The 25,947-nt window shown below is 49.3% G+C and carries 22 protein-coding genes; 10 read left to right on the top strand and 12 right to left on the bottom strand.

Annotated elements, in window-relative coordinates; all coding sequences use genetic code 11:
- Positions 1–120: 120 nt before the first annotated feature.
- Both nadC and SYNPCCP_RS09475 read right to left on the bottom strand, forming a co-directional pair.
- On the bottom strand, positions 121–1,008 hold the full coding sequence (nadC, locus tag SYNPCCP_RS09480; protein WP_010873016.1) for a carboxylating nicotinate-nucleotide diphosphorylase: 888 nt from the start codon (positions 1,006–1,008) through the stop codon (positions 121–123).
- Positions 1,009–1,016: 8 nt separating this feature from the next.
- Positions 1,017–1,475 (bottom strand): NfeD family protein, encoded by a 459-nt coding sequence (locus tag SYNPCCP_RS09475; protein WP_010873015.1) that lies wholly within the window; start codon positions 1,473–1,475, stop codon positions 1,017–1,019.
- Positions 1,476–1,758: 283 nt separating this feature from the next.
- On the opposite strand from SYNPCCP_RS09475, the gene SYNPCCP_RS09470 reads away from it, so the two are divergent.
- The 3 genes from SYNPCCP_RS09470 (at position 1,759) to SYNPCCP_RS09460 (ending at position 6,091) form a co-directional block, all read left to right on the top strand.
- Complete coding sequence (locus SYNPCCP_RS09470; protein ID WP_010873014.1) at positions 1,759–1,971, top strand: hypothetical protein; 213 nt, start codon at positions 1,759–1,761, stop codon at positions 1,969–1,971.
- A gap of 245 nt (positions 1,972–2,216) precedes the next feature.
- A complete protein-coding gene (ppc, locus tag SYNPCCP_RS09465; protein ID WP_010873013.1) occupies positions 2,217–5,321 on the top strand; it encodes a phosphoenolpyruvate carboxylase in 3,105 nt (1,034 codons plus the stop codon).
- A gap of 101 nt (positions 5,322–5,422) precedes the next feature.
- Positions 5,423–6,091 carry a response regulator transcription factor gene (locus tag SYNPCCP_RS09460; RefSeq protein ID WP_010873012.1) on the top strand — a complete coding sequence of 223 codons (669 nt, stop codon included), beginning with the start codon at positions 5,423–5,425 and terminating at the stop codon, positions 6,089–6,091.
- A 102-nt stretch (positions 6,092–6,193) separates the two neighbouring features.
- Here the strand turns inward: SYNPCCP_RS09460 and SYNPCCP_RS09455 are convergent, their stop codons facing one another.
- Positions 6,194–7,918 (bottom strand): serine/threonine-protein kinase, encoded by a 1,725-nt coding sequence (locus SYNPCCP_RS09455; protein WP_010873011.1) that lies wholly within the window; start codon positions 7,916–7,918, stop codon positions 6,194–6,196.
- 283 nt (positions 7,919–8,201) lie between these two features.
- On the opposite strand from SYNPCCP_RS09455, the gene pheT reads away from it, so the two are divergent.
- Entirely contained in the window at positions 8,202–10,634 is a 2,433-nt protein-coding gene (gene pheT, locus SYNPCCP_RS09450) for a phenylalanine--tRNA ligase subunit beta (protein WP_010873010.1), read from the top strand.
- On the opposite strand, the gene SYNPCCP_RS09445 is transcribed toward pheT, so the two are convergent.
- The 7 genes from SYNPCCP_RS09445 to SYNPCCP_RS09415 all read right to left on the bottom strand — a co-directional run bounded on the left by SYNPCCP_RS09445 (position 10,631) and on the right by SYNPCCP_RS09415 (position 17,419).
- Complete coding sequence (locus SYNPCCP_RS09445) at positions 10,631–11,083, bottom strand: BLUF domain-containing protein (RefSeq protein WP_010873009.1); 453 nt, start codon at positions 11,081–11,083, stop codon at positions 10,631–10,633. The two genes, pheT and SYNPCCP_RS09445, sit on opposite strands and share 4 nt — an antisense overlap.
- Positions 11,084–11,225: 142 nt before the next feature.
- Positions 11,226–12,368, bottom strand: a complete 1,143-nt coding sequence (locus SYNPCCP_RS09440; RefSeq protein ID WP_010873008.1) for a response regulator — start codon at positions 12,366–12,368, stop codon at positions 11,226–11,228.
- 227 nt (positions 12,369–12,595) lie between these two features.
- Positions 12,596–13,447, bottom strand: coding sequence for a bifunctional diguanylate cyclase/phosphodiesterase (locus tag SYNPCCP_RS09435; RefSeq protein WP_231848029.1), 852 nt, complete (start codon positions 13,445–13,447; stop codon positions 12,596–12,598).
- 362 nt (positions 13,448–13,809) lie between these two features.
- A complete protein-coding gene (locus SYNPCCP_RS09430) occupies positions 13,810–15,486 on the bottom strand; it encodes an NAD+ synthase (RefSeq protein ID WP_010873006.1) in 1,677 nt (558 codons plus the stop codon).
- 49 nt (positions 15,487–15,535) lie between these two features.
- Entirely contained in the window at positions 15,536–16,264 is a 729-nt protein-coding gene (locus SYNPCCP_RS09425; RefSeq protein ID WP_020862300.1) for an NUDIX domain-containing protein, read from the bottom strand.
- Between the two features lie 32 nt (positions 16,265–16,296).
- Positions 16,297–17,160: a DNA-formamidopyrimidine glycosylase gene (locus tag SYNPCCP_RS09420; RefSeq protein ID WP_010873004.1), complete on the bottom strand. Its 864-nt coding sequence runs from the start codon at positions 17,158–17,160 to the stop codon at positions 16,297–16,299.
- 34 nt (positions 17,161–17,194) lie between these two features.
- Entirely contained in the window at positions 17,195–17,419 is a 225-nt protein-coding gene (locus SYNPCCP_RS09415; protein WP_010873003.1) for a photosystem I reaction center subunit IV, read from the bottom strand.
- 577 nt (positions 17,420–17,996) lie between these two features.
- Here SYNPCCP_RS09415 and SYNPCCP_RS09410 point away from each other — a divergent pair.
- The 4 genes from SYNPCCP_RS09410 to SYNPCCP_RS09395 all read left to right on the top strand — a co-directional run bounded on the left by SYNPCCP_RS09410 (position 17,997) and on the right by SYNPCCP_RS09395 (position 22,669).
- Positions 17,997–19,103: a hybrid sensor histidine kinase/response regulator gene (locus SYNPCCP_RS09410; RefSeq protein WP_010873002.1), complete on the top strand. Its 1,107-nt coding sequence runs from the start codon at positions 17,997–17,999 to the stop codon at positions 19,101–19,103.
- A gap of 171 nt (positions 19,104–19,274) precedes the next feature.
- Complete coding sequence (gene fni, locus SYNPCCP_RS09405) at positions 19,275–20,324, top strand: type 2 isopentenyl-diphosphate Delta-isomerase (protein WP_010873001.1); 1,050 nt, start codon at positions 19,275–19,277, stop codon at positions 20,322–20,324.
- A 104-nt stretch (positions 20,325–20,428) separates the two neighbouring features.
- Positions 20,429–21,337, top strand: coding sequence for a CoA-binding protein (locus SYNPCCP_RS09400; protein ID WP_010873000.1), 909 nt, complete (start codon positions 20,429–20,431; stop codon positions 21,335–21,337).
- Between the two features lie 165 nt (positions 21,338–21,502).
- The gene (locus SYNPCCP_RS09395; protein WP_010872999.1) at positions 21,503–22,669 is read left to right on the top strand and encodes a sugar phosphate nucleotidyltransferase; all 1,167 of its coding nucleotides are present in this window, start codon (positions 21,503–21,505) and stop codon (positions 22,667–22,669) included.
- Positions 22,670–22,747: 78 nt separating this feature from the next.
- Here SYNPCCP_RS09395 and SYNPCCP_RS09390 read toward each other — a convergent pair whose 3' ends face one another.
- Positions 22,748–23,449: a HEAT repeat domain-containing protein gene (locus SYNPCCP_RS09390; protein ID WP_010872998.1), complete on the bottom strand. Its 702-nt coding sequence runs from the start codon at positions 23,447–23,449 to the stop codon at positions 22,748–22,750.
- A 144-nt stretch (positions 23,450–23,593) separates the two neighbouring features.
- Between SYNPCCP_RS09390 and SYNPCCP_RS09385 the strand changes: the two genes are divergently transcribed.
- Positions 23,594–23,893, top strand: a complete 300-nt coding sequence (locus SYNPCCP_RS09385) for a 2Fe-2S iron-sulfur cluster-binding protein (RefSeq protein WP_010872997.1) — start codon at positions 23,594–23,596, stop codon at positions 23,891–23,893.
- A 93-nt stretch (positions 23,894–23,986) separates the two neighbouring features.
- Here SYNPCCP_RS09385 and SYNPCCP_RS09380 read toward each other — a convergent pair whose 3' ends face one another.
- Positions 23,987–24,412, bottom strand: coding sequence for an FHA domain-containing protein (locus tag SYNPCCP_RS09380; RefSeq protein ID WP_010872996.1), 426 nt, complete (start codon positions 24,410–24,412; stop codon positions 23,987–23,989).
- Between the two features lie 290 nt (positions 24,413–24,702).
- On the opposite strand from SYNPCCP_RS09380, the gene SYNPCCP_RS09375 reads away from it, so the two are divergent.
- Positions 24,703–25,857: an alanine--glyoxylate aminotransferase family protein gene (locus SYNPCCP_RS09375; protein WP_010872995.1), complete on the top strand. Its 1,155-nt coding sequence runs from the start codon at positions 24,703–24,705 to the stop codon at positions 25,855–25,857.
- Positions 25,858–25,947: the final 90 nt, after the last annotated feature.

The following is a 25,947-nucleotide window of genomic DNA, read 5'->3' as shown; positions in this document are numbered from 1 at the left end:
GGGCTGGGGGGAAGCAGAGGACAATGGCCATGGACCGGGGGCAAGCCGTCACTGCCTATTGAAGATGGCTCGACTTCGGTTTAAGTTTCCGAGGTTGGGCATAAATTTAGCCAGATTTGTTCAATTTCGTACAATTTGCATACTTAAGTCTAACCAGGGAGAACGGGTGATGGGGGCACTGCTGGAGATAAAGTCCACCCCGGTGCTGGCGATCGCCGTTAGATTGGCCAGGGTAACGTTGCCGGAAGCTTCAATGCGGATCAGGGGATTAGCTTGGCGGATTAATTTGACGGCAGTGGCCATGGTGTCGGTGCCCATATTATCCAGCATAATAATTTCCACCTGGGTGGCGATCGCCTCCTGTACTTCCTCCAAATTGCTGGTTTCCACTTCAATGGCCAAGGGATAGGGCAAATTTTGCCGTAGGGTTTGCACTGCTTTTGTAATACTTCCCGCCGCTTGAATATGATTATCCTTGACCATTACCGCATCATCCAGGCCAAGGCGATGGTTCATGGCTCCCCCCAAACGACTGGCATATTTTTCCAACACCCGCAGCCCTGGGGTGGTTTTTCTCGTATCGACAAAGCGGGTGGGATAGTCGGCGATCGCCTGGACGTATTGTCTGGTCATGGTGGCAATGCCGCTTAAACCCATCACCAAATTAAGAGCTACCCTTTCCCCAGTCAGTAAACTGCCTAAATTCCCTGCCATGGTGGCCACCACCGTGCTCGCAGTCACCGCTTGCCCTTCCCCAGCCAAGACTTGGAATTCCATGGAGGGATCCAAAAGCTGAAAAATACGGGCGGCCATGGGTAATCCAGCTATCACACCATTTTCCTTTGCTACCCAGCGGGCCTGGCCTCGATGCTGTAAACCGAGACCCTGGGTAGACCAATCTCCCCGGCCAATATCCTCCGCCAACCATTGCTGGAGCCAAGGATCAATAATTATCCACGGGGGTAAACAGGTCATGGGGGCTGGGTTTGTTACCAAAATTCGCATCACTCTTCTTATCAGAAATTGGGGTGTTGGATGTCCGATCGCCCTTGGAGAGCATTGGCCGGATAAACCAATAACGTATTGCCACTGCGCCCCACCACATAAACCTTTTCATTGACGGCGATCGCCACATCGGGATCCTGACATTCCGCTCGCCAGGAGTTGCCCTCATAGAGCACCCGACCGGTTTCCCCGGGCAAAATAGCTGTTAGACATTGCCCTTCCACTGCATCCTGGAGAATGCTTTTGCGGCTGGGCCGGGGCAGAAAACGCCGCAGTAAAATAATCGACAACACCGATAACCCCAACCAAAAAAGGGACTGGAGCGCAAAACTGCCGGGGACCAATAGGGCCACTCCAGCGGTAGCCACAGCGCTTAATCCCATCACAACGGCCACAAAATCCACTGGGAAGATAACTTCCACAAGGCAGAGTATGGTGCCTGCTACAATCCAGAGATAAACAGGGGACATAGGAAATAGCTTGGGCTTGCGGTTAAAGCCGGAAAATTAGCAACCAGGGGGGAAATGCTCCCCTTCTCCCCAATCCTAACCCAGTCCATTGATTCCCGGTGATGGCAAGTTTGTTGAATTTTCTTTACAATTGTGCTTAAGTTGACAGTCCAGCTCGCCGGAGTTGGGTTAACCTGAAGGTAGTTGAGCTAAGGCCGACAAAATGGCTGTATTTAGCTGTTACCTCAAAGTCACGTCGGACCCCGTTCGTTGCTTCCTGACCACCACTGCGAGATATAAAAATATGACTACTGCTACCCTTGCATCTGCTTCTAACTCTGATTCCGCCATCTGGAACAGTCTCAAATTGGCGATAGCCGATAGCTCCGGTTTCAAATGCTGGCAGGATGATAACGGCGAGGCTGTGGTGTCCAAAACAGAAACTGTGGCCCCTCCCCTGCTGGACGCCCAAGTGCGCCACTACCTTCGTCAAACCCTGGAAACTTTAGCTTACTAAACGCCACTATTTAGTTTTTGTTCATCTATGGTTGCGGTGATTTTGGCTTTTAGTGTCCTAGTCCATTGTCTTCTTCCTCCCCCTGCTCCAGGGGTTTTTTTCTGCCCTAATCTGGGAGGGGCATCGACAAATCGCTGGCTGTAGCCTGGGATGCGGAGTGAGGTAGGGATAATCCCGTAGTATCTTGTACAGTAGCAACGCATTCTGGATGTTGTTAGCGTCACCATCTTGTCCTAGAGGTTCCCATGAACTTGGCAGTTCCTGCATTCGGTCTTTCCACTAACTGGTCTGGTAATGGCAATGGTTCCAACTCTGAAGAAGAGTCGGTGCTTTACCAGCGGTTAAAGATGGTGGAGGAATTGTGGGAAAGGGTGCTCCAAAGCGAATGTGGCCAGGAATTGGTGGATTTGCTGACGGAATTAAGGCTTCAGGGTACCCATGAGGCGATCACCAGCGAAATTTCCGAAGAAGTCATCATGGGTATTACCCAGCGCATTGAGCATTTAGAACTCAATGATGCCATCCGGGCGGCTCGGGCCTTTGCCCTATATTTCCAGTTGATCAACATCGTTGAACAGCACTACGAACAAAACGAGCAACAACGGAATCGTTGGGAAGCTTCCCAGGAAACCAACTTCTATGAGCAGGCGGGCAATGAGGAAGAAATGGTCCCCCCATCCCGATTAGGCGCGTCAACGGAACCATTGCCAGTGGGCATTGACCAGAATGAATTGCAAGCTTCTGTAGGTACGTTCCATTGGTTAATGAGGGAGCTAAAACGCCTCAATGTGCCCCCCCAACATATCCAAAATTTATTGGATCATCTGGACATTCGCCTGGTGATCACCGCTCACCCCACGGAAATTGTCCGTCACACCATCCGGCGCAAACAAAGAAGGGTGGACCGCATTCTTCGTAAACTAGATCAACTCCAGGGTTCTGTGACCGGTCGGGACTGGCTCAACACCTGGGATGCAAAAACGGCGATCGCCCAATTAACGGAGGAAATTCGCTTTTGGTGGCGTACCGACGAACTTCATCAGTTCAAACCCACTGTGTTGGACGAAGTGGACTATTCCCTCCATTATTTTGATGAAGTACTGTTCGACGCTGTACCGGAATTGTCCAAACGGTTAGGACAAGCTATTAAAGAAACCTTTCCCCATCTGCGGGCCCCCCGGGCTAATTTTTGTTATTTTGGCTCCTGGGTCGGTGGCGATCGGGACGGCAACCCTTCGGTAACCCCAGAAGTGACCTGGCAGACGGCCTGTTACCAGCGGGGTTTAGTGCTGGGGAAATATTTGTTTAGTTTGGGGGAACTGGTGGCCATTCTTAGCCCTTCCCTCCATTGGTGCAAAGTCTCCCAGGAATTGTTGGACTCTTTGGAACGGGACCGCATTCAATTACCGGAAATTTACGAAGAACTTTCTCTCCGCTATCGCCAGGAACCCTATCGGATGAAGCTGGCCTACGTTACCAAACGGCTGGAAAACACCCTGCGGCGTAATAATCGTCTAGCCAACCCAGAAGAACGGCAAACGATGATCACCATGCCGGCCGAAAATCACTATCGCACTGGGGAAGAATTATTAGAGGAATTAAGACTCATTCAGCGTAATCTGACCGAAACTGGTTTAACCTGCCTGGAGTTGGAAAATTTGATTACCCAGTTGGAAGTCTATGGCTTTAACCTAGCCCAGTTGGATTTTCGCCAGGAATCTTCCCGCCACGCCGAGGCGATCGCCGAAATTGCTGAGTATATGGGGGTACTCACCACTCCCTACGAAGAAATGGCCGAAGAAGATAAATTAGCCTGGTTAGGGGTAGAACTGCAAACCCGCCGTCCTTTAATTCCCCAGGAAATGCCCTTTTCGGAGCGGACTAGGGAAACCATTGAAACCCTCCGCACCCTGCGCCATCTACAAATGGAATTTGGGGTGGATATTTGCCAAACCTACATCATCAGCATGACCAACGATGCCAGTGATGTGTTGGAAGTATTGCTGTTAGCCAAGGAAGCCGGATTGTATGACCCGGCCACCGCCTCCAATTCCCTCCGCATTGTGCCCCTGTTTGAAACAGTAGAAGATCTCAAAAACGCTCCGGGGATTATGGATTCTCTTTTCAGCTTGCCTTTTTACCGGGCTACATTGGCGGGCAGTTACCATTCCTTAAAAGAGTTGCAAAATCAGCCACCGGATTATTACCAAATTCCCACCACCACAGCCCTACTAAATCCCGGCAATCTCCAGGAAATTATGGTGGGCTATTCCGACAGCAATAAAGACTCCGGCTTTTTGAGCAGTAACTGGGAAATTCATAAGGCCCAAAAATCACTGCAGGCAGTGGCCCAAAGCCATCGGGTAATTCTCCGGCTGTTCCACGGTCGAGGAGGATCTGTTGGCCGGGGGGGCGGCCCGGCCTATAAAGCCATTTTGGCCCAGCCCGCAGGCACCGTGGACGGTCGGATCAAAATTACCGAACAAGGGGAAGTGTTAGCTTCTAAATATTCCCTGCCAGAGTTGGCCCTCTACAACCTGGAAACTTTAACCACGGCGGTCATCCAAGCTAGTTTACTTAAAAGTAGTTTTGATTTCATTGAGCCCTGGAACCGGATTATGGAGGAGTTGGCCTGCACTGCCCGTCGAGCCTACCGGAGTTTGATTTACGAAGAACCGGACTTTTTAGATTTCTTCCTGACGGTTACCCCCATTCCTGAAATTAGCGAGTTACAGATTAGTTCCCGCCCTGCCCGACGTAAGGGGGGTAAAGCGGATCTCAGCAGTTTGCGGGCCATTCCCTGGGTGTTCAGTTGGACCCAAACCCGTTTCCTGCTGCCGGCTTGGTATGGGGTGGGCACGGCGTTGAAATCCTTTGTGGACCAAGACCCGGTCAAAAATATGAAGTTGTTGCGTTACTTCTATTTCAAATGGCCTTTCTTCAACATGGTGATCTCGAAGGTGGAAATGACCCTTTCCAAGGTGGACCTCACCATCGCTTCCCACTATGTGCAAGAGCTATCTAAGCCAGAAGACCGGGAACGATTCGATCGCCTTTTTCAGCAGATCAAGCAAGAGTATCAATTAACCAGGGACTTTGCCATGGAAATTACGGCCCATCCCCACCTCCTGGACGGCGATCGCTCTTTGCAACGGTCGGTACTCCTACGAAATCGTACTATTGTTCCCCTGGGGCTACTGCAGATTTCCCTGCTGAAACGTTTACGCCAAGTAACCCAGGAAGCGGAGACCAGCGGCGTGCGTTACCGTCGTTATTCCAAAGAAGAACTACTGCGGGGAGCTCTGTTAACCATTAACGGTATTGCGGCCGGAATGCGTAATACTGGTTGATCCAGTGATATGGTGCCTAATATTGGGTAAGGACCTGCCCTTGCCTAGACCCTGCTTACTGTGACGAAAAATTATCCCATACCATTGCCAATGTCCTGACCATGGAGAAAATTCGCATTGCCTTAATTGAAGATGAAGATTTGATTCGCCAAGGTTTGCAGGATGCTTTGACCATGGAACCCAGTTTTGAGTGGGTGGGGGAAGCCGCCAATGGCCGGTTGGGATTGGTGATGATGCAACAAACACGGCCCGATGTGGTAATCATCGATATTGGCCTGCCCGACATGAACGGCATTGATGTCACCCAACAGTTGAAAAAAGGCCCGCTCAATTGCCAATGTCGGGTAGTGATTTTGACCCTCAATGACCAAGAAGAAACAGTATTGGCCGCCTTCAGTGCTGGAGCCGATGCCTATTGCATGAAAGATAGCCGCACTGAATTGTTAATTGAAGCGATTCAAGCCACCCATGGTGGTTTTGCCTGGATTGATCCGGCGATCGCCAGAATAGTTTTGGCCCATGCCCCAGGGGCGGAGCCATCGGAACCATCTTCCCCCAGCCGCACCTCTTTGTCCTATGGGTTGACGGAACGGGAGCTGGAGGTTCTGCAGTTGATTGTGGACGGTTGTAGTAATGCCGACATTGCGGAAAAACTCTATATCACCGTGGGCACAGTTAAGACCCATGTACGGAATATCCTCAACAAGCTCTGCGCCAATGACCGCACCCAGGCGGCGGTGAGGGCCATCCGCTCCGGATTAGTTAATTAGGGTTACTGACACTGCTAGTGACGCTCTGGCCCCAAGGGGAAATGGGAGTTTTTACCCTAATGCTTGGTTTGGTCAGAAACAGTGGAGATTTTGGACCTAAGCCTATCTCCGCCGACCAGAACCGGGCATAACCGTGCGCCAATTGGTTTTAGCAAGCTTCAACTGCTCTGGGGATACTTTGGCTGAACCCAAATCCGCCCCGGAGAAATTGGCCCCCTGGAGATTGGCGTATTTAAAATTAACACCGTTGAGATTTGCTCCCCGTAGATCTGCCCCCCGCAGGTCAGCATAGCCAAAGTAGGCATCGCTCAAATTAGCCCCTTTGAAGATGACATTTTTCAAGCGGGCCTTGCCAAAGTCTGCCCTAGTGAGCTCCGCTTGCTCAAAATTAGCATTGGTCAGATTAGCCTGATAACAATTAATCCCCGGCACAAACGCCTTAGCTAACACTATGCCCACTAAATTCTGATCGGCAAAATCCCTTTTACCCTGGGCATACTCCGCCAAAAAAGTTTTGCCATTCCAACGTTTAGTCTCCGGTTGGTTGGCGATCGCCTGCTTTTCTTCTTCCCGACGGGAAAAGGGTTTTGGGTTAACCATGTTGTAGTCAATCCCCCCTGCCCCAACAGAGCCTCCATCCGCCATATTGGAGGCAGGACGTACCCTGGTGGTCGGAGACTCAATATTGCTGGTAGCCCTATCCCTGGGACTTTGCCTCGGTTTAGCTGTGCGGGTTTTAATGCCAGTATTCAGGCTAGTGGAACTAGGGTCCCTGGGCTGGACATTGGTGTTAAATCGGGTGGATGGGTCGCCATAGTCTGGAGAAGAACTATTCCCCATGCGGATACCCGTGGCCGGCTCGTCCCCAGCTCCTGTTAGGGTAGTAAAGGGGGTAGAAACCATGCCCTGCATCATGCCATCCTCATAGGTGGGCATCTCCAGGGCATCCAGCACCTGTTGGGCACTCTTGTAACGGTGGCGCACAGAAAGTTCCAACATTTTGCGGATCACTTCAGCAAATTTGCTGGAAACTGTCACATGTTTTTCCCAGTCCATCTCCCCGGTTTGGCTATTGCAATCAATCTCCTTGGGGGTCTTACCAGTTAGTAAATACAAACAAGTTACCCCGGTGGCATAAATATCACTGGCGTAAACTGGCCGCATGGCCATCTGTTCCGGGGGAGCAAAGCCGGCGGTGCCCACCGCAAAGGCCGTTAAGGCCGTTTGGGCAGAGGTGTTGGAAGAGAGGACCGAATCAATTTGATTTTTCACTGCGCCAAAATCGATCAGCACTAATTTCTGGTCTGTTTGCCGCCTAATGAGGTTGGCAGGCTTAATATCCCGATGAATAACCTTTTGGGAATGGATATAGTCAAGGATAGGTAATATTTCTGTTAAAAATTGCTTGACACTCCCCTCGGTAAAAGTGCCATTTTTTTTCACTTCTTGGTGCAAATTATGCCCCTTAACATACTCTTGCACTAAATAAAACTGGTGATCGTCCTCAAAATAATCCAGTAAACGGGGCACTTGGGGATGATTGCCCACCCGACCCAGGGTCTGGGCTTCCCGCTCAAACAGTTCCTTGGCCATACGGAACACATTGGGATCATCGGTTTGGGGCCGTAACTGCTTCACCACACAAATGGGAGTCCCCGGCAGTGCCACGTCCGCTGCGGCAAAGGTGGCCCCAAATCCCCCTTTTCCTAATAAACCCAAGGTTTGGTAACGGCCGTTGAGGCGCAGACTATTCCCACAGGCCTGGCATACCTGCACATTATTGGGGTTTTTCGGATGGGGACAATTGGGATTAACGCAAAAACTCATTCCGGTTCACCAGATGGTGTGATGTAAGACTAACCTATTAACCTATGCTGTATTAAATTCGTTAAATTTTCCGAGGGTTGATGGGATGGGGAAGGCCACTCTATTTTAGGCTAGTTAGTGGGAAACTTTGGTTCATTGAGCTTCCAGAGCTATAAATTTGTTCCGAAAGTTGTAAACATGACCCGGAGTGGCCTGGGGTAATGCCTTCAGCGATACAATAGATGCCGCTGACGCCATCGCAAACTAAGCAAGCATTAATACAAATCAGTAGAAAAGGAAACCCATGCGCATCTCTGTCAACTGGCTGCAATCCCTGGTTGAACTTAATTTGTCTCCAGAAGAGCTTGGGGAATTGCTAACGATCGCCGGTTTGGAAGTGGAAGAAATTGAAGACCGTCGGAGCTGGGCAGCGGGGGTGGTGCTGGGGCGAGTAATTTCCCGGGAAAAACACCCCAATGCCGATAAATTAAGCGTTTGCGTGGTGGATATTGGGACAGAGGAGCCTTCTACCATCGTCTGTGGTGCTGCCAATGTCAGGGCAGATATTTTGGTACCGGTGGCCACCCTGGGCAGTTACTTACCCAAAGTAGATCTAAAAATTAAACCCGCCAAGTTAAGGGGGGTAAAATCTTCCGGCATGATTTGTTCCCTAGCGGAATTGGGTCTGAGTAAGGAGTCTGAAGGTATTCATATTTTTCCAGACTTGGACTTGCCCTCGGGTAGTCCTGTGGGGCCCCTACTCGGTTTAGACGATGTCATTCTAGAAATTAGCCCCACCGCCAACCGGGCCGATGCCCTCAGTATGGTGGGGGTAGCCAGGGAAGTGGCCGCCCTCACTGGAGGTAAGCTGAGCCTACCGGAGATAAAAGCGGTATCGGTATCCGACCAGGATTTGCCCATCAGTGTGACGGAACCCCAGGCTTGTCCTACCTATGTGGGCACAGTAATACGGGGAGTCAAAGTGGGTCCTTCCCCGGATTGGTTACAACAAAGACTGTTAGCGGCGGGAACTAGGCCCATCAACAACGTGGTGGACGTGACCAATTACGTGCTGTTGGAATGGGGTCAGCCCTTGCACAGCTTTGACCAGGATAAATTGCAAACCCTAGTTGGCCCAGAAGGGTTTGCCCTGGGGGTACGCTTTGCTGAGGAAGGGGAAAAGTTAATTACCCTGGATGACCAGGAACGGACTTTGCAACCCCAAAATTTATTGGTTACTGCCAACGACCAACCAGTGGCGATCGCCGGGGTGATGGGGGGAGCCGCTACAGAGGTGGATGAAAATACCCAAAATATTGTGCTGGAAACCGCCCTATTTGATGGGGTCACCATCCGCAAATCCAGTAAGGCCATTAATCTCCGCAGTGAATCTTCCACCCGCTATGAACGGGGCGTGAACCGGTGTGAATTGGAAGTCGCTTTGCACCGGGCGATCGCCCTAATGACGGAATTGGCCGGGGGCACCGTAGTCCGCCAAGGTAAAGCCGATCAGCGGCAAGACCGAGGGGAAGCGATAATTAATCTGCGTTTGGAACGCTTGCAACAATTGCTGGGTAAAGTAAACACCCCCACCGGCATCGGTAATATTACCGCTGAAGATGTGGAAAGAATTTTGACCGATCTGGGTTGTGGATTAACCCGACAATCAGACAGTGACACTCCGGTGTGGGCTGTGACAGTACCCTCCTACCGTCAACGGGATATTGAACGGGAAATTGACCTAATTGAGGAAGTAGCCCGACTGTACGGCTATGACCACTTCTGTGAGCAGTTACCCTCCAATACCATTGCCGGTGGTTTATCCCCCTCCTATCAAGCTGAGTTAGCCCTACGGGAAGCCTGTCGAGGAGTAGGTTTAACCGAGGTAGTTCATTACTCCTTAGTGAAACCCCACGGGTCTGAAGTGATGCTGGCTAACCCCCTCTTTGCGGAATATTCCGCTCTCCGCACCAATTTACTCGATGGTTTGATTACCGCCTTTGCCAACAACCAGGCCCAAAATAATGGGGCTTTGAATGCCTTTGAAGTGGGTCGGGTCTTTTGGCAGAACGAAGGAGACATCGGTGAGGCGGACCACCTGGCGGGCATTTGCGGCGGATCCCAGATTACCGAAGGCACCTGGCCCCAGGGTGGTAAACCCCAACCCATGAGCTGGTACGATGCCAAAGGTTTATTAGAGGCCATCTTTCAGCGTTTGGGGGCAACCGTCACCTACAGCGGCGATCACCAAGATCCCCGCCTCCATCCCGGTCGCACCGCCCTGTTGAGCTGTAACGGAACAGTGTTAGGACGCTTTGGGCAACTCCATCCCCAATTACGCCGGGAAAAAGGTCTGATTGATGAGGTTTACGCCTTTGAAATCACCCTAACCCCCCTATACCAAGCCATGGAAACCCAAATTCTGGGTACTCCCGATTTCCGTCCTTATTCCCCTTACCCAGCGGTGGCCAGGGATTTAGCCCTCTATGCTCCCCTGGAACTAACCGTGGCGGAACTGACCCAAGCCATGGTTAAAGCGGGCGGCGATTTACTCGAGCAGGTGGAACTATTTGATGAATACCGGGGGCAATCCGTCCCCGCCGGACAACGGAGTCTCGCCTTTAGTTTGGCCTACCGGGTCGGCGATCGAACCCTCACCGATGCCGATGTGGAACCCCTACATAATCAAATTCGTGAAGCTTTGACCAAACAATTTGCCGTTAGTTTACGCAGTTAGAGGTCGAGGAAAAAGTTATCGGACAACTCGTAAATCTTGGCAATGTCTAGCAAAAAGTTTAGGCATTGTTCCGGGTCCATGGCACTGGGCCGTAGGGTGGTGAAGCCGGAATATTTCAATACCAAAGTCTTAACCTGTTCCGTTGACAAATCATTCACCGTGATCGCTTGCATAGACCAAACCTCGAAGTTTCTTCTTCTGATCGGCATACACTCAATGATCTGGGGGCTGTGGTGGCGTTCATCTTGCACAATCCGGTGGTAGGTTTCATTAACCTGTTCACACTCTCCTTCCAATACCTGCAGAAAAGCCGGCTTGCTGTAGCAGAGCAGTCCGGTAATGCCATTGGCCGGATTATTTCTTTGGGAAGATTCTAAGATATCTTTTAAATCCTGGGGTTGTAAATTGGGAATGCCCTGACTGCTGTAAATCAAACGGTACAAACTCATTTTTGTGCGTAGCTTTTAGCTACTTTGTAATTTTAGGATTAATAATATGGTGGGTTGCTATCTGGATTAGAATCAAGGAAAACAGTACCTGGGAACAGAAATCGCTCCTTTGAAACTGTCTTTTCATCACGCAGAAAAGCCGTCAGGAGTTGGTTTTATTGGTGGGAAGGAGTTTTGCCACCCGATCGAGTAATTCTTCTGGAACAAAAGGCTCACTTAAGTACCCAGAAGCTTGACAAAGTTTGATACGAATACCGCTGATCAAATTGTCACCTTTCCCCAATAGTAGGATCGGCACATCTTTAAGTTGATTGGACTTACGGCAAAACGAACAGAGTTGATAACCGTTCATGTCCGGCAAGTCAGTATTTATGATAATCAGATTGGGGGGAGAATTCAACAACACCGTTAAAGCCCGAAAGGGATCATCCAGTACTAAGGCTCGATAGCCTTCTTTTTCCAAAGAATAGGTCATCATGCGCTGCTGGACTTCCCTATGGTCAACATAAGCCACCAAAGGGCGGTCATCCGTTTGAATTTCTTGATAAGGCAGCATCTTGATTTCGCCAGTCTTGACCATGGGCTGTAGCATTAATGCCAACTCCAAAGTACTGATTTCCAAATGCCCGGCAATTTCATATAAGCAATTTAGATTTTCCAAGCAAGTGTGGAAGCGTTTTAGCCAATGTTGGCCATGGAGGTTATTTTTCACCAAATTTTGGCGCAGACTAAGCCAGTTTTCCACTAGGGGTCGCTGGAAAGGCGAGTTAATATAGGACCTCAATTCCCACCAATAGCGAATTTTATGTTTGATGGGGGTAATAGTTTTTTCTAACTCTAAATTCAAAAATAGTTCGCTCAGTTCTTTTTCTTGATTAAAACGATAGGATGTTTTAGGTAAGGAAAGTACCTGAACTAAGGCTTCTTGGCTAGCTTGGGTCAGAATCGAGCGGGTTTGCTGAAAGGAAAAAACATCCCTTTTCCAGAGCCCGGAAAGAAAAATATAATCGTCAGCAATTCTTGATGGCAGTTCAATGCCCTTCTGACGAAGGGTGCTACCAATCAGATAATTAAGTCTTTCGGAACAACCATTGGCGCTGTTGGCCAAGTGAATACGACCATCCCCCAAATAAACTTGCCAATAAACAAATTCGTCAAAGGGGTTTTGTACCACAAGTTTGCCGCTGGCTTTTTGGTTGACGAGGGAATAGAGGAGTTGGGCCGGAATCGCCTGCCGAGTTTGGATATTACCTGGGGAAGAAGTGGACAAAACTGAATTGCTCATTATGGTGCTTGAACAGTGGATGGAAATTTAGAAGGTTGGATTTAGTTAATTAGCGGAGCAATTGGCTGATTATTTAATGGTATTGTGTATTGCTGGATTTTGAAGATTTAGACTATTTTGACTAATTTCCCCGGCCTTAGAGACGGCATTGACCTGGAATCAAAAGTGGAGTTTATGGAGTATTTAAATATTAAAAACATACTAACAACAAATCAAAAACGGATTCTTTAAACTGTAGCTAGGCAGCGAGTTTCCAGAAAGGATGATGTGCGAAAAAAAGCAGTAGTATCTTGATCAGTTAGAGGGCGACTGAAAAGGTAGCCTTGGCCATAGTCGCAATCCATGGATTTGAGCATGGCTAATTGTTCTACACTCTCCACGCCTTCGGCAACAATTTTTAGATCTAGACGATGACCTAGTTCGATAATGCTTTGGAGAATTACCTGATTTTTTTCCCTAGTCAAAAGGTCATCTAAGAACGACTTATCAATTTTTAAAGTCTGGAGAGGTAAATCCTTGAGATAGGAGAGGGAAGAATAGCCGACACCAAAATCATCAATGGCGATTTGTATGCCCATTTCATTTAGTTGATTGAGGCGATTAATGGTTTCCCCTGGTTCATAGAGCATAAGACTTTCTGTCACTTCCAGGGTAATTTGCTGGTAACTTATTTGAGTCTGAGCAACAATACTTTCTATCTCGCTTACTAAGTTCGCTTCCTGTAATTGACGTAGGGATAAATTGACCGATAACTTGAAAGGAGGAATGCCTTGGGAAAGCCAGCGTTGGTATTGAAGGCAGCTTTGTTGTAGTACCCAGTAGCCCATGGGGACAATTAATCCGGTTTGTTCGGCAATGGGAATAAACTCGGCAGGGGAGATAAAGCCTAGGCGGGGGTGGTGCCAACGAATGAGGGTTTCGACCCCCAATAAAGCTCCTGTTTTGATATCAATCTGGGGTTGGTAATGGAGGTGAAATTTTTTTTGCTCCAGGCAATGGGCCATTTCCCAGGCCAGGTTTTGAATTGGGTCATTAAATTGGGGAGAGTTGGGAACTTTACTAACTCCACGGAGAAACAAGGAATTGTTACTAAAATTTGGGATAGGTAAATTACGAAACCATTTTGACAAATTGTCCAACATTGCATGTAGTGAGGAAACAAAATCTAGGGAGGAGTTAGGAAACCAATGGCGGATTTTTTCACCATGGTAAAGCGAGGAATTCATGACATTTGTTCGTTCCAAAAAAGAGAAATTATTGATTTTTAAATAAACGCAATTAAGTTATTCTAAGCAAACGCTAAGCTTAGATGCCAAGTTTGGAGACAATTTGACTGTGCTTATATTTTTTTTACATTAATAAATCCTAACCTAGTCCAGGGAAAAAATTCAATGATCCTCCCGGACTAGTTAGCCCCTGAAATATAGCTTTGCCGCTGAAATTAACTGCCTTGGGGATGGAAAGCTTGGGCAATGGGCATGCGCCAACCACTGCCAAAGGCTCGATCTGTGACTTTCAGTCCCGGGGCGGCCTGACGACGTTTGAACTCTGACTTTTGCACTAGTTGGCAAATTTTTAGTACGACTTCCCGCTCAAAGCCTGCGTTGATGATTTCCTGGGGAGACTGATGTTTTTCGACTAATCTCCCAAGAATGCCGTCCAAGACATCGTAGGGGGGAAGGGAGTCGGTGTCTACTTGCCCTGGTTTGAGTTCGGCGCTGGGCGGTTTAGTCAGAACGCTGGGGGGAATGATGGTTTGTTCCCGGTTGAGCCAGCGGCATAGTTCAAATACTTGGGTTTTGGGGACGTCGGCGATCGCCGCTAGGCCACCGTTCATGTCCCCGTAGAGGGTGCAGTAACCCACCGCTAATTCCGATTTATTGCCAGTGCTGAGGAGTAGATGGCCAAATTTATTGGCGATCGCCATCAGGAGGTTGCCCCGGATGCGGGACTGGAGATTTTCTTCGGCAAGGCCAAAGGGGGCATCTTGAAAAAGGGGTACTAGGGCCTGGTCATAGGTGGCCATAATCGGCCCAATGGGAATAGTTTGGGTATTCATACCTAAATTCTTTGCCAAGGCCAAGGCATCCTGAATAGAATGGTCAGAACTGTAGGGAGAAGGCATCAAAATTCCCAGCACATTTTCTTTGCCCAAAGCTTCCACAGCAATGGCCGCCACTAGGGAAGAGTCAATGCCGCCGCTCAGACCTAAAATTGCCTTACTAAAACCGCATTTGTGGAGGTAGTCTCCCACCCCCAACACCAGAGCTTGCCACAATTCTTCGGTATCCACCATAGGTAAACTAGCTAACTTTTGCCCAGTTAACTCCCCACTACTTAAGTCATAACTTAACAGGGCTAAGTCTTCTTGAAATAACGGTGATCGCCCAATAATTTTGCCTTGGCTATTGACAGCAAAACTACCCCCATCAAAAATGAGATCATCATTGCCCCCCACTTGGTTAACATAAATCAAAGGCACATTAAATCTCTTGGCACTGTGGCTAATCAAGGATTCTCGCAGGTAATGCTTGCCACAACTGTAGGGAGAAGCTGATAGGTTAACAACTAAATTCACGCCCTGATCAATCAAATCCATGAGGGGGTTAACTTGATAAAATTTTTGTCCCCAAAAAGCCTCGTCATTCCACAAATCTTCACAAATAGTCACACCAATTTTGACGTTTTTATAGATAAAATATTCACTCTTGGCAGCCGAGGCAAAATAACGGTCTTCATCAAATACGTCATAGGTGGGTAGGAGACATTTATGAAACCACTGCTTTATCTGTCCTTGTTCAATTAATACTGCACTATTCCAAAGTTTTTTTTGTCCTTGGCGTTCTGCCTGGTGGTGGGGAGTAACAGTGCCCACTAAAATTGCTATAGAAGGAGGCATTTTTTCCGCCAGCCATTGTAACTCTTCTTCCAGTTGTTCGACAAAACTTGGATTAAGTAACAAATCCTTGGGGGGATAACCACAGAGGGCTAATTCCGGCGTTAATAGTAAATCAGCTCCCCTTGCCTGGGCTTGCAGGGCTGCCGTGACAATTTTTTCGGCATTCTCGGCGATCGCCCCAATGGTGGGATTAAGCTGGGCAAGGGCAATGGTAAACATAGTCAGAGGGGTATTATGGTAATTATTACTTTAATCCACCGGAGCCAATTCAGACAAACACTAGGGGTTTATCCCGGAGTGGCGCAAAGGCCCGGGCATCAAAACGAAAAAGACTAGCGGGACGACCTACTCCTTTGCTGATTTTTTGGCCGGTGTCCTTGAGAAAACCTAATTTTAATAAGCGGGAGCGAAAATTAGAATAATCGGCAAAATCTTCCCCTAAAACCGTGGTGTAGAGTTGAAATAAATCATTTAAAGTAAACAATTCTGGCAACACTTCAAAGGCAATGGGGCTGTATTCCAATTTATTACGGAGCCGCTGATAGCCATAGTCAAGGATTTGATTGTGGTCAAAAGCTAAGGTCGGAATGGCCGCCACATTATGCCAACTGACCTGACTCAGATTTTTGCTCATTAACTGGGCATCTTCGTAGCGGATGAGGGCGAAATAGCTGACGGATAGATACCTGACCCCATACTGATCCGGTGCTTCCCTGGGGTCTCGACCAGGGTTACCAAATGTATATAATTGTTCTAAATAAAGATTTTTGACGGCAATCTTTTCTGATAAAATCCGGTGGGCGGCCCCCTCTAGGGTTTCCCCCATTCTCACTAAGGTGCCGGGAAAACTCCAATAATTTTGATAGGGCTGATCTTCTCGTTTAACTAGTAAGACCAATAAACGATGTAAGTGGGTATCGACGGAAAAAATAACGTTATCCACACCCACTTTAAAGTCAGCTAAATGGTTTTGTCGAGGCTGGCCCATCGGATTCATCAATAATTTATTTGACCTATATGCGTCTATATTCACCGCTCTAATTTTGGCTGACACTGGGGACAAAAGTGGGCCGATCGCCCTCCCAATTTAATTTTGGCGATCACTGTACCACAATGACGACAGGGTTCTCCTTCCCGACCATAGACCTGGGCCATACCGCCATAATTACCATTGATACCAGTCACCTGGCGATAATCGCTGAAACTAGTGCCTCCAGCCTCAATGGCCGCTGTTAAAGTGGCTTGAATTTGTTGATGTATCAGTTCACAGTCCTGCAAACTCACCTGATTACTCGCCATGGTGGGATGGAAGCCGCAAAAAAATAAGACTTCATCGGCATAAATATTACCCAAGCCTGCCACCAACCGTTGATCCAGCAGGGCATTTTTTAAAGGGCGGCGACTGGATTTCAGCTTTTCGTAGAGATATTCCGCCGTAAAATCCGCCCCAAAGGGTTCTGGCCCCAACTGTCCCAGCCCCGTCATTACTTCAGCCCAAGGGCGATCGCCTGGTAGGAGCCAGACTTTGCCAAAGGTGCGGGTATCCACAAAACGTAACTCCCACCCGCCCTCAAAGTGGAGCACCACCCTAGTGTGTCGTGGTCTCTGCTGATCCCGTTCTGTCCAGAGTAACTGCCCTGTCATACGTAAATGGCATCCCAACCATCCCGCCGGCCCTGGGGCTTGATTGCTTCTAAGTTCCCCCAGCAAATACTTTCCCCGCCGTTGCCAGCCCACCAAACGACAACCGGTAATTTGCTTCTGAAAATCCTCAACAGAAACGGGGTAGGCAAGACTGCGATCAAGCAACACTTCCCCTCCCCCGATGGTCTGCTCCAGGGTCAAACGATTGAGCCCCCGGCATACTGTTTCAACTTCTGGTAGTTCTGGCACAGTTCAACAATGCAAATTTAGTCCACAGTCAAGACTATTTTGCCGCCGCTTGCACCAATTCCAATTCATTTTCGGCAAAGTTGTTGGTGTTTACCCCGGAAGCACTACCGCTGAAACCGTTGTAGTTCACCCGGTCGAAGCGCACAATCACCGGATAGAGAATGCCGCTTTTCTCCACACTAGCAACCGTGCCAACATCACCGTACCAGTAGGACTCAGTGCGTTTGATTCTAACTTTGTCACCACGATTTAAGGCCATGATTTAATTCCTTAGATAATTGCGATTTGTAAAAAACTATCCCGTTTGCTGGTGTCCCGAGGAAGCCCCAGGCAACAACCCAGCCCACTTAACGCCAAATTCTACCAGCTTTATTCTGCGTCCTCCCCCTCCCCCCGACTTTCCCAAAACAATTCTTTACATATCCCTGCTCCTGGGAGTGGTTCTAGGGAAAAGAGCTTGACCCAATTCCCCTTTCTGGATCATATGGATAGATAATAGAAGCACAATCGACAGTTATGAATAATCTTAAAATTTCCTGGGGTTTCTAGATTTTCTTTAAATCTTATTTTCCTTAAATTTTCCGTAATCTCTTCTTAAAGTTGCTCCCCTACTCCCAAAAACTTGATTCAAGTCCTTTTTACCGCCGCCTAGTATGGAATTTGACTTCATTACTGCTGCTCACTTGAGGGCACAACTGAGTTTGGCGATCGCCTGATATTCTGCCGCCCAGAAAACTCCCCTAACAAAAAAATCATGGTGAGCAAAGAGACATGAGGTAGGAAAATAATGGAGAAAGGTCAGAATTATCTACAACATCATTTTTTAAGCGCAACCCATGCCCAAAATTTTGATAATTGAAGACCAACTAGAGGTTAGGCAGAATATAGAGGACATTCTCTCCCTGGAAGACTACGAAGTTATTTCTGCCCCCGATGGTGAAACTGGTCTGGCTTTGGCGAAGCAACATCTGCCGGACTTAATTCTCTGTGATGTGATGATGCCCAGGGTGACGGGATTTGAAGTATTGATGTCCCTACGCCAGGACCCCAACTTGGCGGTTATTCCTTTTATTCTTTTAACAGCAAAGGCAGACCACCACGCATTCCGCCAGGGCATGGAATTGGGGGCAGATGATTATTTAACCAAACCCTTCACCATCGATGAACTGCTCCATGCCATCACCACCCGTTTGGACCGCCATTATCAGCGCCAGGCCATGGTGGAAAGCCGCCTGGATAATCTGCGCCAACAAGTTACCCGTTCCCTGCCCCATGAATTATTGACCCCCCTAAACGGGATTTTGGGGACGTCCCAGTTGCTGATTAATTTCTATGATTCCCTCTCCCACAATGAAGTGATGGAATCGTTGCATGACATCAAAACCTCTGGGGAGAGACTCCATCGTTTGGTGGAGAATTTTTTGTTGATGGCAGATTTGGACCTACTCTTGGCCAGCCCCACCCGCCTGGAGGTGTGGCAATCCCGGTTGAGTCAATACACCGAACTGCCATTGAGCTTGGCTCTGGTGTTGGAGAATTTGGGACAGAATCAACCCCGCCGTCAGGATGTGGAAATGATGATTGTGCCCCAGCGGGTCCAGGTGGCGGAGCCAGATTTTCAGAAAATTGTTCAAGAATTGCTGGACAATGCTTTTAAGTTTTCACTACCTGGTACCCTGGTGCAACTGGAAGCCGTGGCTAAAAATGGCACCTGTCACTTGACCATCCGAGACCATGGTAGGGGCATGGCCAAAGAAGAATTAAATTCCATCGGTGCCCATGTACAGTTCCGGCGTCACGAATTTGAGCAACAGGGTTCTGGGCTGGGGTTGACCTTAGCTCAACGACTGACGGAACTCTACGGTGGAAAATTGGCGATCGCCAGTGTCCCCGGGGAAGGCACCACCATTACTATCCAGGGCTGGGAATCAGACTCCATTTAAGACTCCAAGGGCAATAGTACTGAAATCGAAATCCCTAATGTTTTTTGGTTTTTCCTAGCAGCACCACCACAATATGCCCCCACCTTAATCCTGGGTTATTTTTAAGTTATTGCTCCACTCCCTCCAGTTGATGGCAAAATTGCTTGCCGGTATTTGTAATGTAATTCACTGATGGATAGCACCCCCCACCGTAAGTCCGATCATATCCGCATTGTCCTAGAAGAAGATGTGGTGGGCAAAGGCATTTCCACCGGCTTTGAAAGATTGATGCTGGAACACTGCGCTCTTCCTGCGGTGGATCTGGATGCAGTGGATTTGGGACTGACCCTCTGGGGTAAATCCTTGACTTACCCTTGGTTGATCAGCAGTATGACCGGCGGCACGCCAGAGGCCAAGCAAATTAATCTATTTTTAGCCGAGGTGGCCCAGGCTTTGGGCATCGCCATGGGTTTGGGTTCCCAACGGGCCGCCATTGAAAATCCTGATTTAGCCTTCACCTATCAAGTCCGCTCCGTCGCCCCAGATATTTTACTTTTTGCCAACCTGGGATTAGTGCAATTAAATTACGGTTACGGTTTGGAGCAAGCCCAGCGGGCGGTGGATATGATTGAAGCCGATGCGCTGATTTTGCATCTCAATCCCCTCCAGGAAGCGGTGCAACCCGATGGCGATCGCCTGTGGTCGGGACTCTGGTCTAAGTTAGAAGCTTTAGTAGAGGCTTTGGAAGTGCCGGTAATTGTCAAAGAAGTGGGCAATGGCATTAGCGGTCCGGTGGCCAAAAGATTGCAGGAATGTGGGGTCGGGGCGATCGATGTGGCTGGAGCTGGGGGCACCAGTTGGAGTGAAGTGGAAGCCCATCGACAAACCGATCGCCAAGCGAAGGAAGTGGCCCATAACTTTGCCGATTGGGGATTACCCACAGCCTGGAGTTTGCAACAGGTAGTGCAAAATACTGAGCAGATCCTGGTTTTCGCCAGCGGCGGCATTCGTTCCGGCATTGACGGGGCCAAGGCGATCGCCCTGGGGGCCACCCTGGTGGGTAGTGCGGCACCGGTATTAGCAGAAGCGAAAATCAACGCCCAAAGGGTTTATGACCATTACCAGGCACGGCTAAGGGAACTGCAAATCGCCGCCTTTTGTTGTGATGCCGCCAATCTGACCCAACTGGCCCAAGTCCCCCTTTGGGACAGACAATCGGGACAAAGGTTAACTAAACCTTAAGGGACATTTTGCTCTGGTTGACGATACAGTGAAGCTTGGACTGGTTGACCCCGATAGCTGCGGAGTAGGGCATCAAGCCACAGTTTTCCTTTAATAATCCCCCCATGAAATGGCATAAAGAGAGCAAAGTATTACTACAAGGAGTACATCATCCCCTCGGTTTAACCTACCTGGAACAGATGCGGAGCTGTGGGACCAAGCTGGTGGCGGGGGTAAGTCCAGGCCATGGGGGAGAACTAATTGGGGATTTGCCGGTATTTGATTTGGTGGATTTAGCCGTTAAAACCGTCGGCCCCGTGGACATTAGCTTAATTCTCAATCCCCCCTACCGAGTTTTGGATGCGGCCCTAGAGGCGATCGCCGCAGGCATTCGTCAACTAGTAATTGTGTCCGCTGGAGTCCCCCCCCTGGATATGATTACTCTCCTGCGGGAAGCCCAAGCTACCCACACCCTGATCCTTGGTTCCGGTAGTCAAGGCATTATGATCCCCCAACAGTTTTCCGTCGGCACCCTCGACCCCAATTGCTATCTACCCGGGCCCATCGGCATTATTAGCCACTGCGATCGCCTCACCGACGACATAGCCCAAACCTTAAGCGCCGCTGGCTTGGGACAATCCATGGTGATCAGTCTAGGCACCGACGGCCTCAATGGTTCCAACTTTGAGCAATGGCTCCAGGTGCTAGAAGAAGACGAACAAACGGCAACTATTTTATTGCTGGGGCAACCCAACAGTAACGGGGAAATGCGGGCGGCGGATTATGTGGCCTCGGCCATTGAAAAACCAGTGGTGGCCTATTTGGCAGGACGGGGCGCAAAAATCAAACGACACTTTGGCGATTCCCTCACCATTGTGGCCAACCAACTGTCCCATAAACGTCCCCTTCTAACCAGCGTTGAGCAAACGGTACAAGCCTTTGAGAACGCTAACATTCCGGTGGCGGAAGCCCCCTGGGAGCTACCCATTTTTTTGCCCCTAGCCATGGAAAGTCGCCATTTGGGCACTGATTAGGGCAAAGATGATGGAGATAGATTCTGCTTTCCCGCCAGCGGTCACCATGGGGTTAGTTACTCCTCCAAGCTTTCAGCTATGCTTATTGGAGTAGTGAGAAGAATCTTGATAGACTGGCGGGTGAGTTATGCCAACTTGTGTGATTGAGTTTGAGGAAAATTGTTGATGAAAGCCATGATTTTGGCCGCCGGCAAGGGCACTCGGGTCAGACCAATCACCCACACCATTCCTAAGCCGATGATCCCGATTTTGCAAAAGCCCGTGATGGAGTTTTTGCTGGAGTTGTTGCGCCAACATGGTTTTGACCAGATCATGGTCAATGTGAGCCATCTAGCGGAGGAGATAGAAAGTTATTTTCGGGATGGCCAAAGGTTTGGCGTACAAATAGCCTATTCTTTTGAAGGCAATATTGTTGATGGTGACCTGGTGGGCAAGGCCTTGGGATCAGCCGGGGGGCTGAAGAAAATTCAGGAGTTTAACCCCTTTTTTGACGACACCTTTGTGGTGCTTTGCGGTGATGCGCTAATTGATTTAGACTTAACCACTGCGGTTAAGCTCCACCGAGAAAAAGGGGCGATCGCCACCATTATCACCAAGACAGTGCCCCAGGAATTGGTATCTAGCTATGGGGTAGTGGTCACGGACGACAACGGCAAAATTTTAACTTTCCAGGAAAAGCCAGCGGTGGAAGAAGCCCTGAGCACAGAAATTAACACGGGCATTTATATTTTTGAGCCGGAAGTAATCGACTACATTCCCTCTGGCCAGGAATACGACCTGGGAGGGGATCTATTTCCCAAGCTGGTGGATAGCGGCCTACCCTTTTATGCAGTCAATATGGACTTTGAGTGGGTAGACATTGGCAAAGTGCCCGACTATTGGCAGGCCATCCGGGGAGTGCTTTCCCGGGAAATTAAAAATGTGCAAATTCCCGGCATTGAAGTTAGACCGGGGGTTTATACAGGCATCAACGTAGCCGCTAACTGGGACAACATTGAAATTGAGGGTCCAGTTTACATTGGCGGCATGACCCGCATTGAGGACGGGGTAAAAATCATCGGCCCTTCCATGATTGGCCCCAGTTGCCTGATCTGTCAGGGAGCGGTGGTGGACAACAGTGTAATTTTTGAGTATTCCCGTTTAGGTCCCGGGGCTCGCTTAGTGGATAAGTTGGTGTTTGGTCGTTACTGTGTAGATAAAACCGGAGCGGCGATCGATGTGCAGGCAGCGGCGTTGGACTGGCTCATCACCGATGCTCGCCATGCCGCTGTGCAATACCGCCAAGAATACCCATCCCAAAGGGAAATTTCCAAGCTTCTCCAGCCGGAATAATCACAGAAGAGAACTGGGGGAAATTGTTTTTCTCCGGTTGCAGATTTTGATTAGACAAGGGGAAAAGAAACAGAAAACCTAGCTAAGCAGGTCTAATTTTTGCAAGGACAACTGGGCCGCCTGGGACACCTGGGGGTGCTCATCCTTGACCATGAAAGTCAAAGCAGAACGACTCTGGTCGCAGGGCAAATTTCCCAGGGCCTCCACTAATCTTTGGCGAATTAACCAGTCCTCATGGGATGCAAAGGCCAAAATCGCATCTACTGCATCCACGGCACCAATTTCCCCCAGGGCCGCGATCGCCGCTTGTTGTACCACTGCTTCGTCACTTTTCAGTGCTTCCAGCAAGACCGTTTGAGCCCGAATATCTTTTAAATTGCCCAGGGCCACCGCCGCACTGAACCGCACCAGCCATTCCGTATCTTCGTAAAAAGCCCGGCAGAGGGGATGGAAAGCCCGTTCGTCTTCTAGATAACCCAGGGCCCCCGCGGCATCGGCCCGGATGCCATAGTCTCCATCGGTTTCCAACAGCTTAACCAGAATGGGATAGCATTCCTCGGTTTGCTTAATGCCCAGGGCAAACACCGCCATGGAACGCACCTGTAAAGTATCGTCATCTAAAACTTTTTTAATCAGGGGCACCGCCTCCTCACTGGAATAGGGTCTCAGGGAAGCTAGGGCAATCAGGCGATCGCGGGAATTGGGGCTGTCGAGTTGGCTGGCAATTTGTTCGAGGGTCAGGGCTGTCATGGCTGGGTTTCTGAGAATTTCTTCTGCCATTGTAACAAAACTTTATAAAGCTATCCTGGTACTTCTCACCGGCGATCGGTCGGTAAACCCCCCACGGACAAATTCTCCCCGGGCAACATAATCCCGTAAACTTTCTTAATATAGTTTGTCCCCTGAGGACAGGAGGAAATTGCAGTGACCATTACCTTTGTTAAAGAGCAGAAGGATATTGTTGTGGCCCAGGGTGCCAACCTACGGGAAAAGGCCCTGCAGAATGGCGTTGATATTTATACCTTGAAAGGAAAACTGATGAACTGCGGAGGCTACGGCCAATGTGGCACTTGCATCGTGGAAATCACAGCGGGTATGGAAAATCTTTCCCCGAAAACCGACTTTGAAAATAGGGTATTGCGCAAAAAGCCCGACAATTTCCGTCTCGCCTGTCAAACCTTGGTCAATGGGCCGGTGAGTGTGAACACCAAACCCAAAGGCTAGGGGCGATCACCGGAGGCCAAGGGCTGGATAAGGGCTAGATATGATGTCATTCAACATCCGGAGGTAAGATCATCAACTACTTTAGTCGGACCACTAGTTGATGATGGTCTCTTTGGAATCCCCAGGGTGGAGACGGCTGGATTTTTGTTCTTCCCCTGGCCCAGTAGGGGAACTATCTTGTTGAGCTAGTTCCTGTTCCAGGGTACTGAGTTCAGACTGAAGCCTAATCTGTATTTTGGGGCCGGAACTGGCTAAGCGTAGAACCATGCCATCCTTGAGGACAAGCTTTTCCACCATTTCCGCTTCCATATAGGTGCCATTAGCTCCCAAGTTAATGGCGACCCAAGCTTCCTCTTCCCGTCGGAGTTCTAGATGATGCCGGGATACTACAGCACTATAAAGTACAACATCGTTATCCGCCGCCCGACCCACACGGATGGTTTGTTCCGATTCAAAGGTCCAGCTCTGGACAGCAACGCTTTTACCCGGGAGAAGGAGGGTGAGGGTGATGGCGGCCATTCAAGTTATGCGTGCATTTGATTAATCGTTTCCCATTGTACGGTCTGTCCTGCTTTTGCACCTAGGTAATTCTGGTGGAGGCGATCGCCCCAGAGTCCTCTTAAAACCACGCCAATGGCAGTCAAGGAAATCAAGCTGGGGCCACAGCACAGATTTTGCCAGCGCCATGTTTTGGTAATATGGGAAGCCTAACTATCATGCCCAATAACTCCGGCATTGATAACAATTACCGACAAATTAACCCTAGAAAATTACCTGACTGCGTTTAGCGAAGGGGAGGATTGACCGCGATGGATAATAAGCAAATGTTGATGATTCCGGGGCCAACTCCCGTACCAGAAAAAGTTTTGTTGGCCATGGCGAAACATCCCATTGGCCACCGCAGTGGTGACTTTAGCAAAATCATCGCTGAGCTGACGGCAAACCTCAAATGGTTACATCAAACTGAAAACGACGTGTTGATGCTGACTACCAGTGGCACGGGGGCTATGGAAGCGAGCATTATCAACTTCCTCAGCCCTGGCGATCGGGTATTGGTGGGCAATAACGGTAAATTTGGCGATCGTTGGGTCAAGGTGGCCAAAACCTTCGGTTTAGCAGTAGAAGAAATTAAAGCCGAATGGGGCAAAGCGTTGGACCCCAATGACTTCAAAACCTTGTTGGAAGCGGACAGCGATAAAACTATTAAAGCTCTGATCATCACCCATTCCGAGACTTCCACCGGAGTCTTGAATGACTTGGCCGCCATCAATGCCGCCGCTAAGGCCCATGGTGGGGCGTTAATGATTGTGGATGCCGTAACCAGTTTGGGCGCTACCCCCGTGGCGATCGATGATTTGGGCCTGGACGTGGTGGCATCCGGTTCTCAAAAGGGTTATATGATTCCCCCTGGATTGGGATTTGTTTCCGTAAGTGCCAAAGCTTGGCAAGCCTACGAAACCGCCACTATTCCTCGCTTCTACCTGGATTTGAAAAAATATAAAAAATCCACCGATGAAGATAGCTCCCCCTTCACCCCCCCCATCAACCTAATGTATGGGTTGCAAGCGTCTCTGCAAATGATGAAAGCGGAAGGCCTAGATGCTATTTTTACCCGCCATCAACGCCACACCAATGCGACCCGGGGGGCCATGAAAGCGTTGAATTTACCCCTATTTGCCCCCGATAATGCGGCAAGTAATGCCATTACCGCCGTTGCGCCCCTGGGAGTGGAAGCGGAAAAAATTCGCAGTACCATGCGCAAAAAATTCGACATTGCCATGGCCGGTGGGCAGGATCACCTGAAAGGAAAAATCTTCCGCATTGGGCACCTGGGTTTTGTTTGTGACCGGGATATCCTCAGTTGCATCGGGGCCTTGGAAGCCACTTTGATTGAACTAGGTTATGAGGGCGTGACCCCTGGATCTGGAGTGGCCGCCGCCGCTGGGGTTTTGGCTAAAGGTTAATCACCTGACAAAGTCTTAAACCAGCAATATTAACAACGGCGATCTCCAAATATCGTCACAGAGGGGGGTAAACCAGGGAATGAACAATTC

The organism is Synechocystis sp. PCC 6803 substr. PCC-P, from assembly GCF_000284455.1.
Lineage (GTDB): Bacteria > Cyanobacteriota > Cyanobacteriia > Cyanobacteriales > Microcystaceae > Synechocystis.
This window is presented reverse-complemented; position numbering and strand designations above follow the sequence as displayed.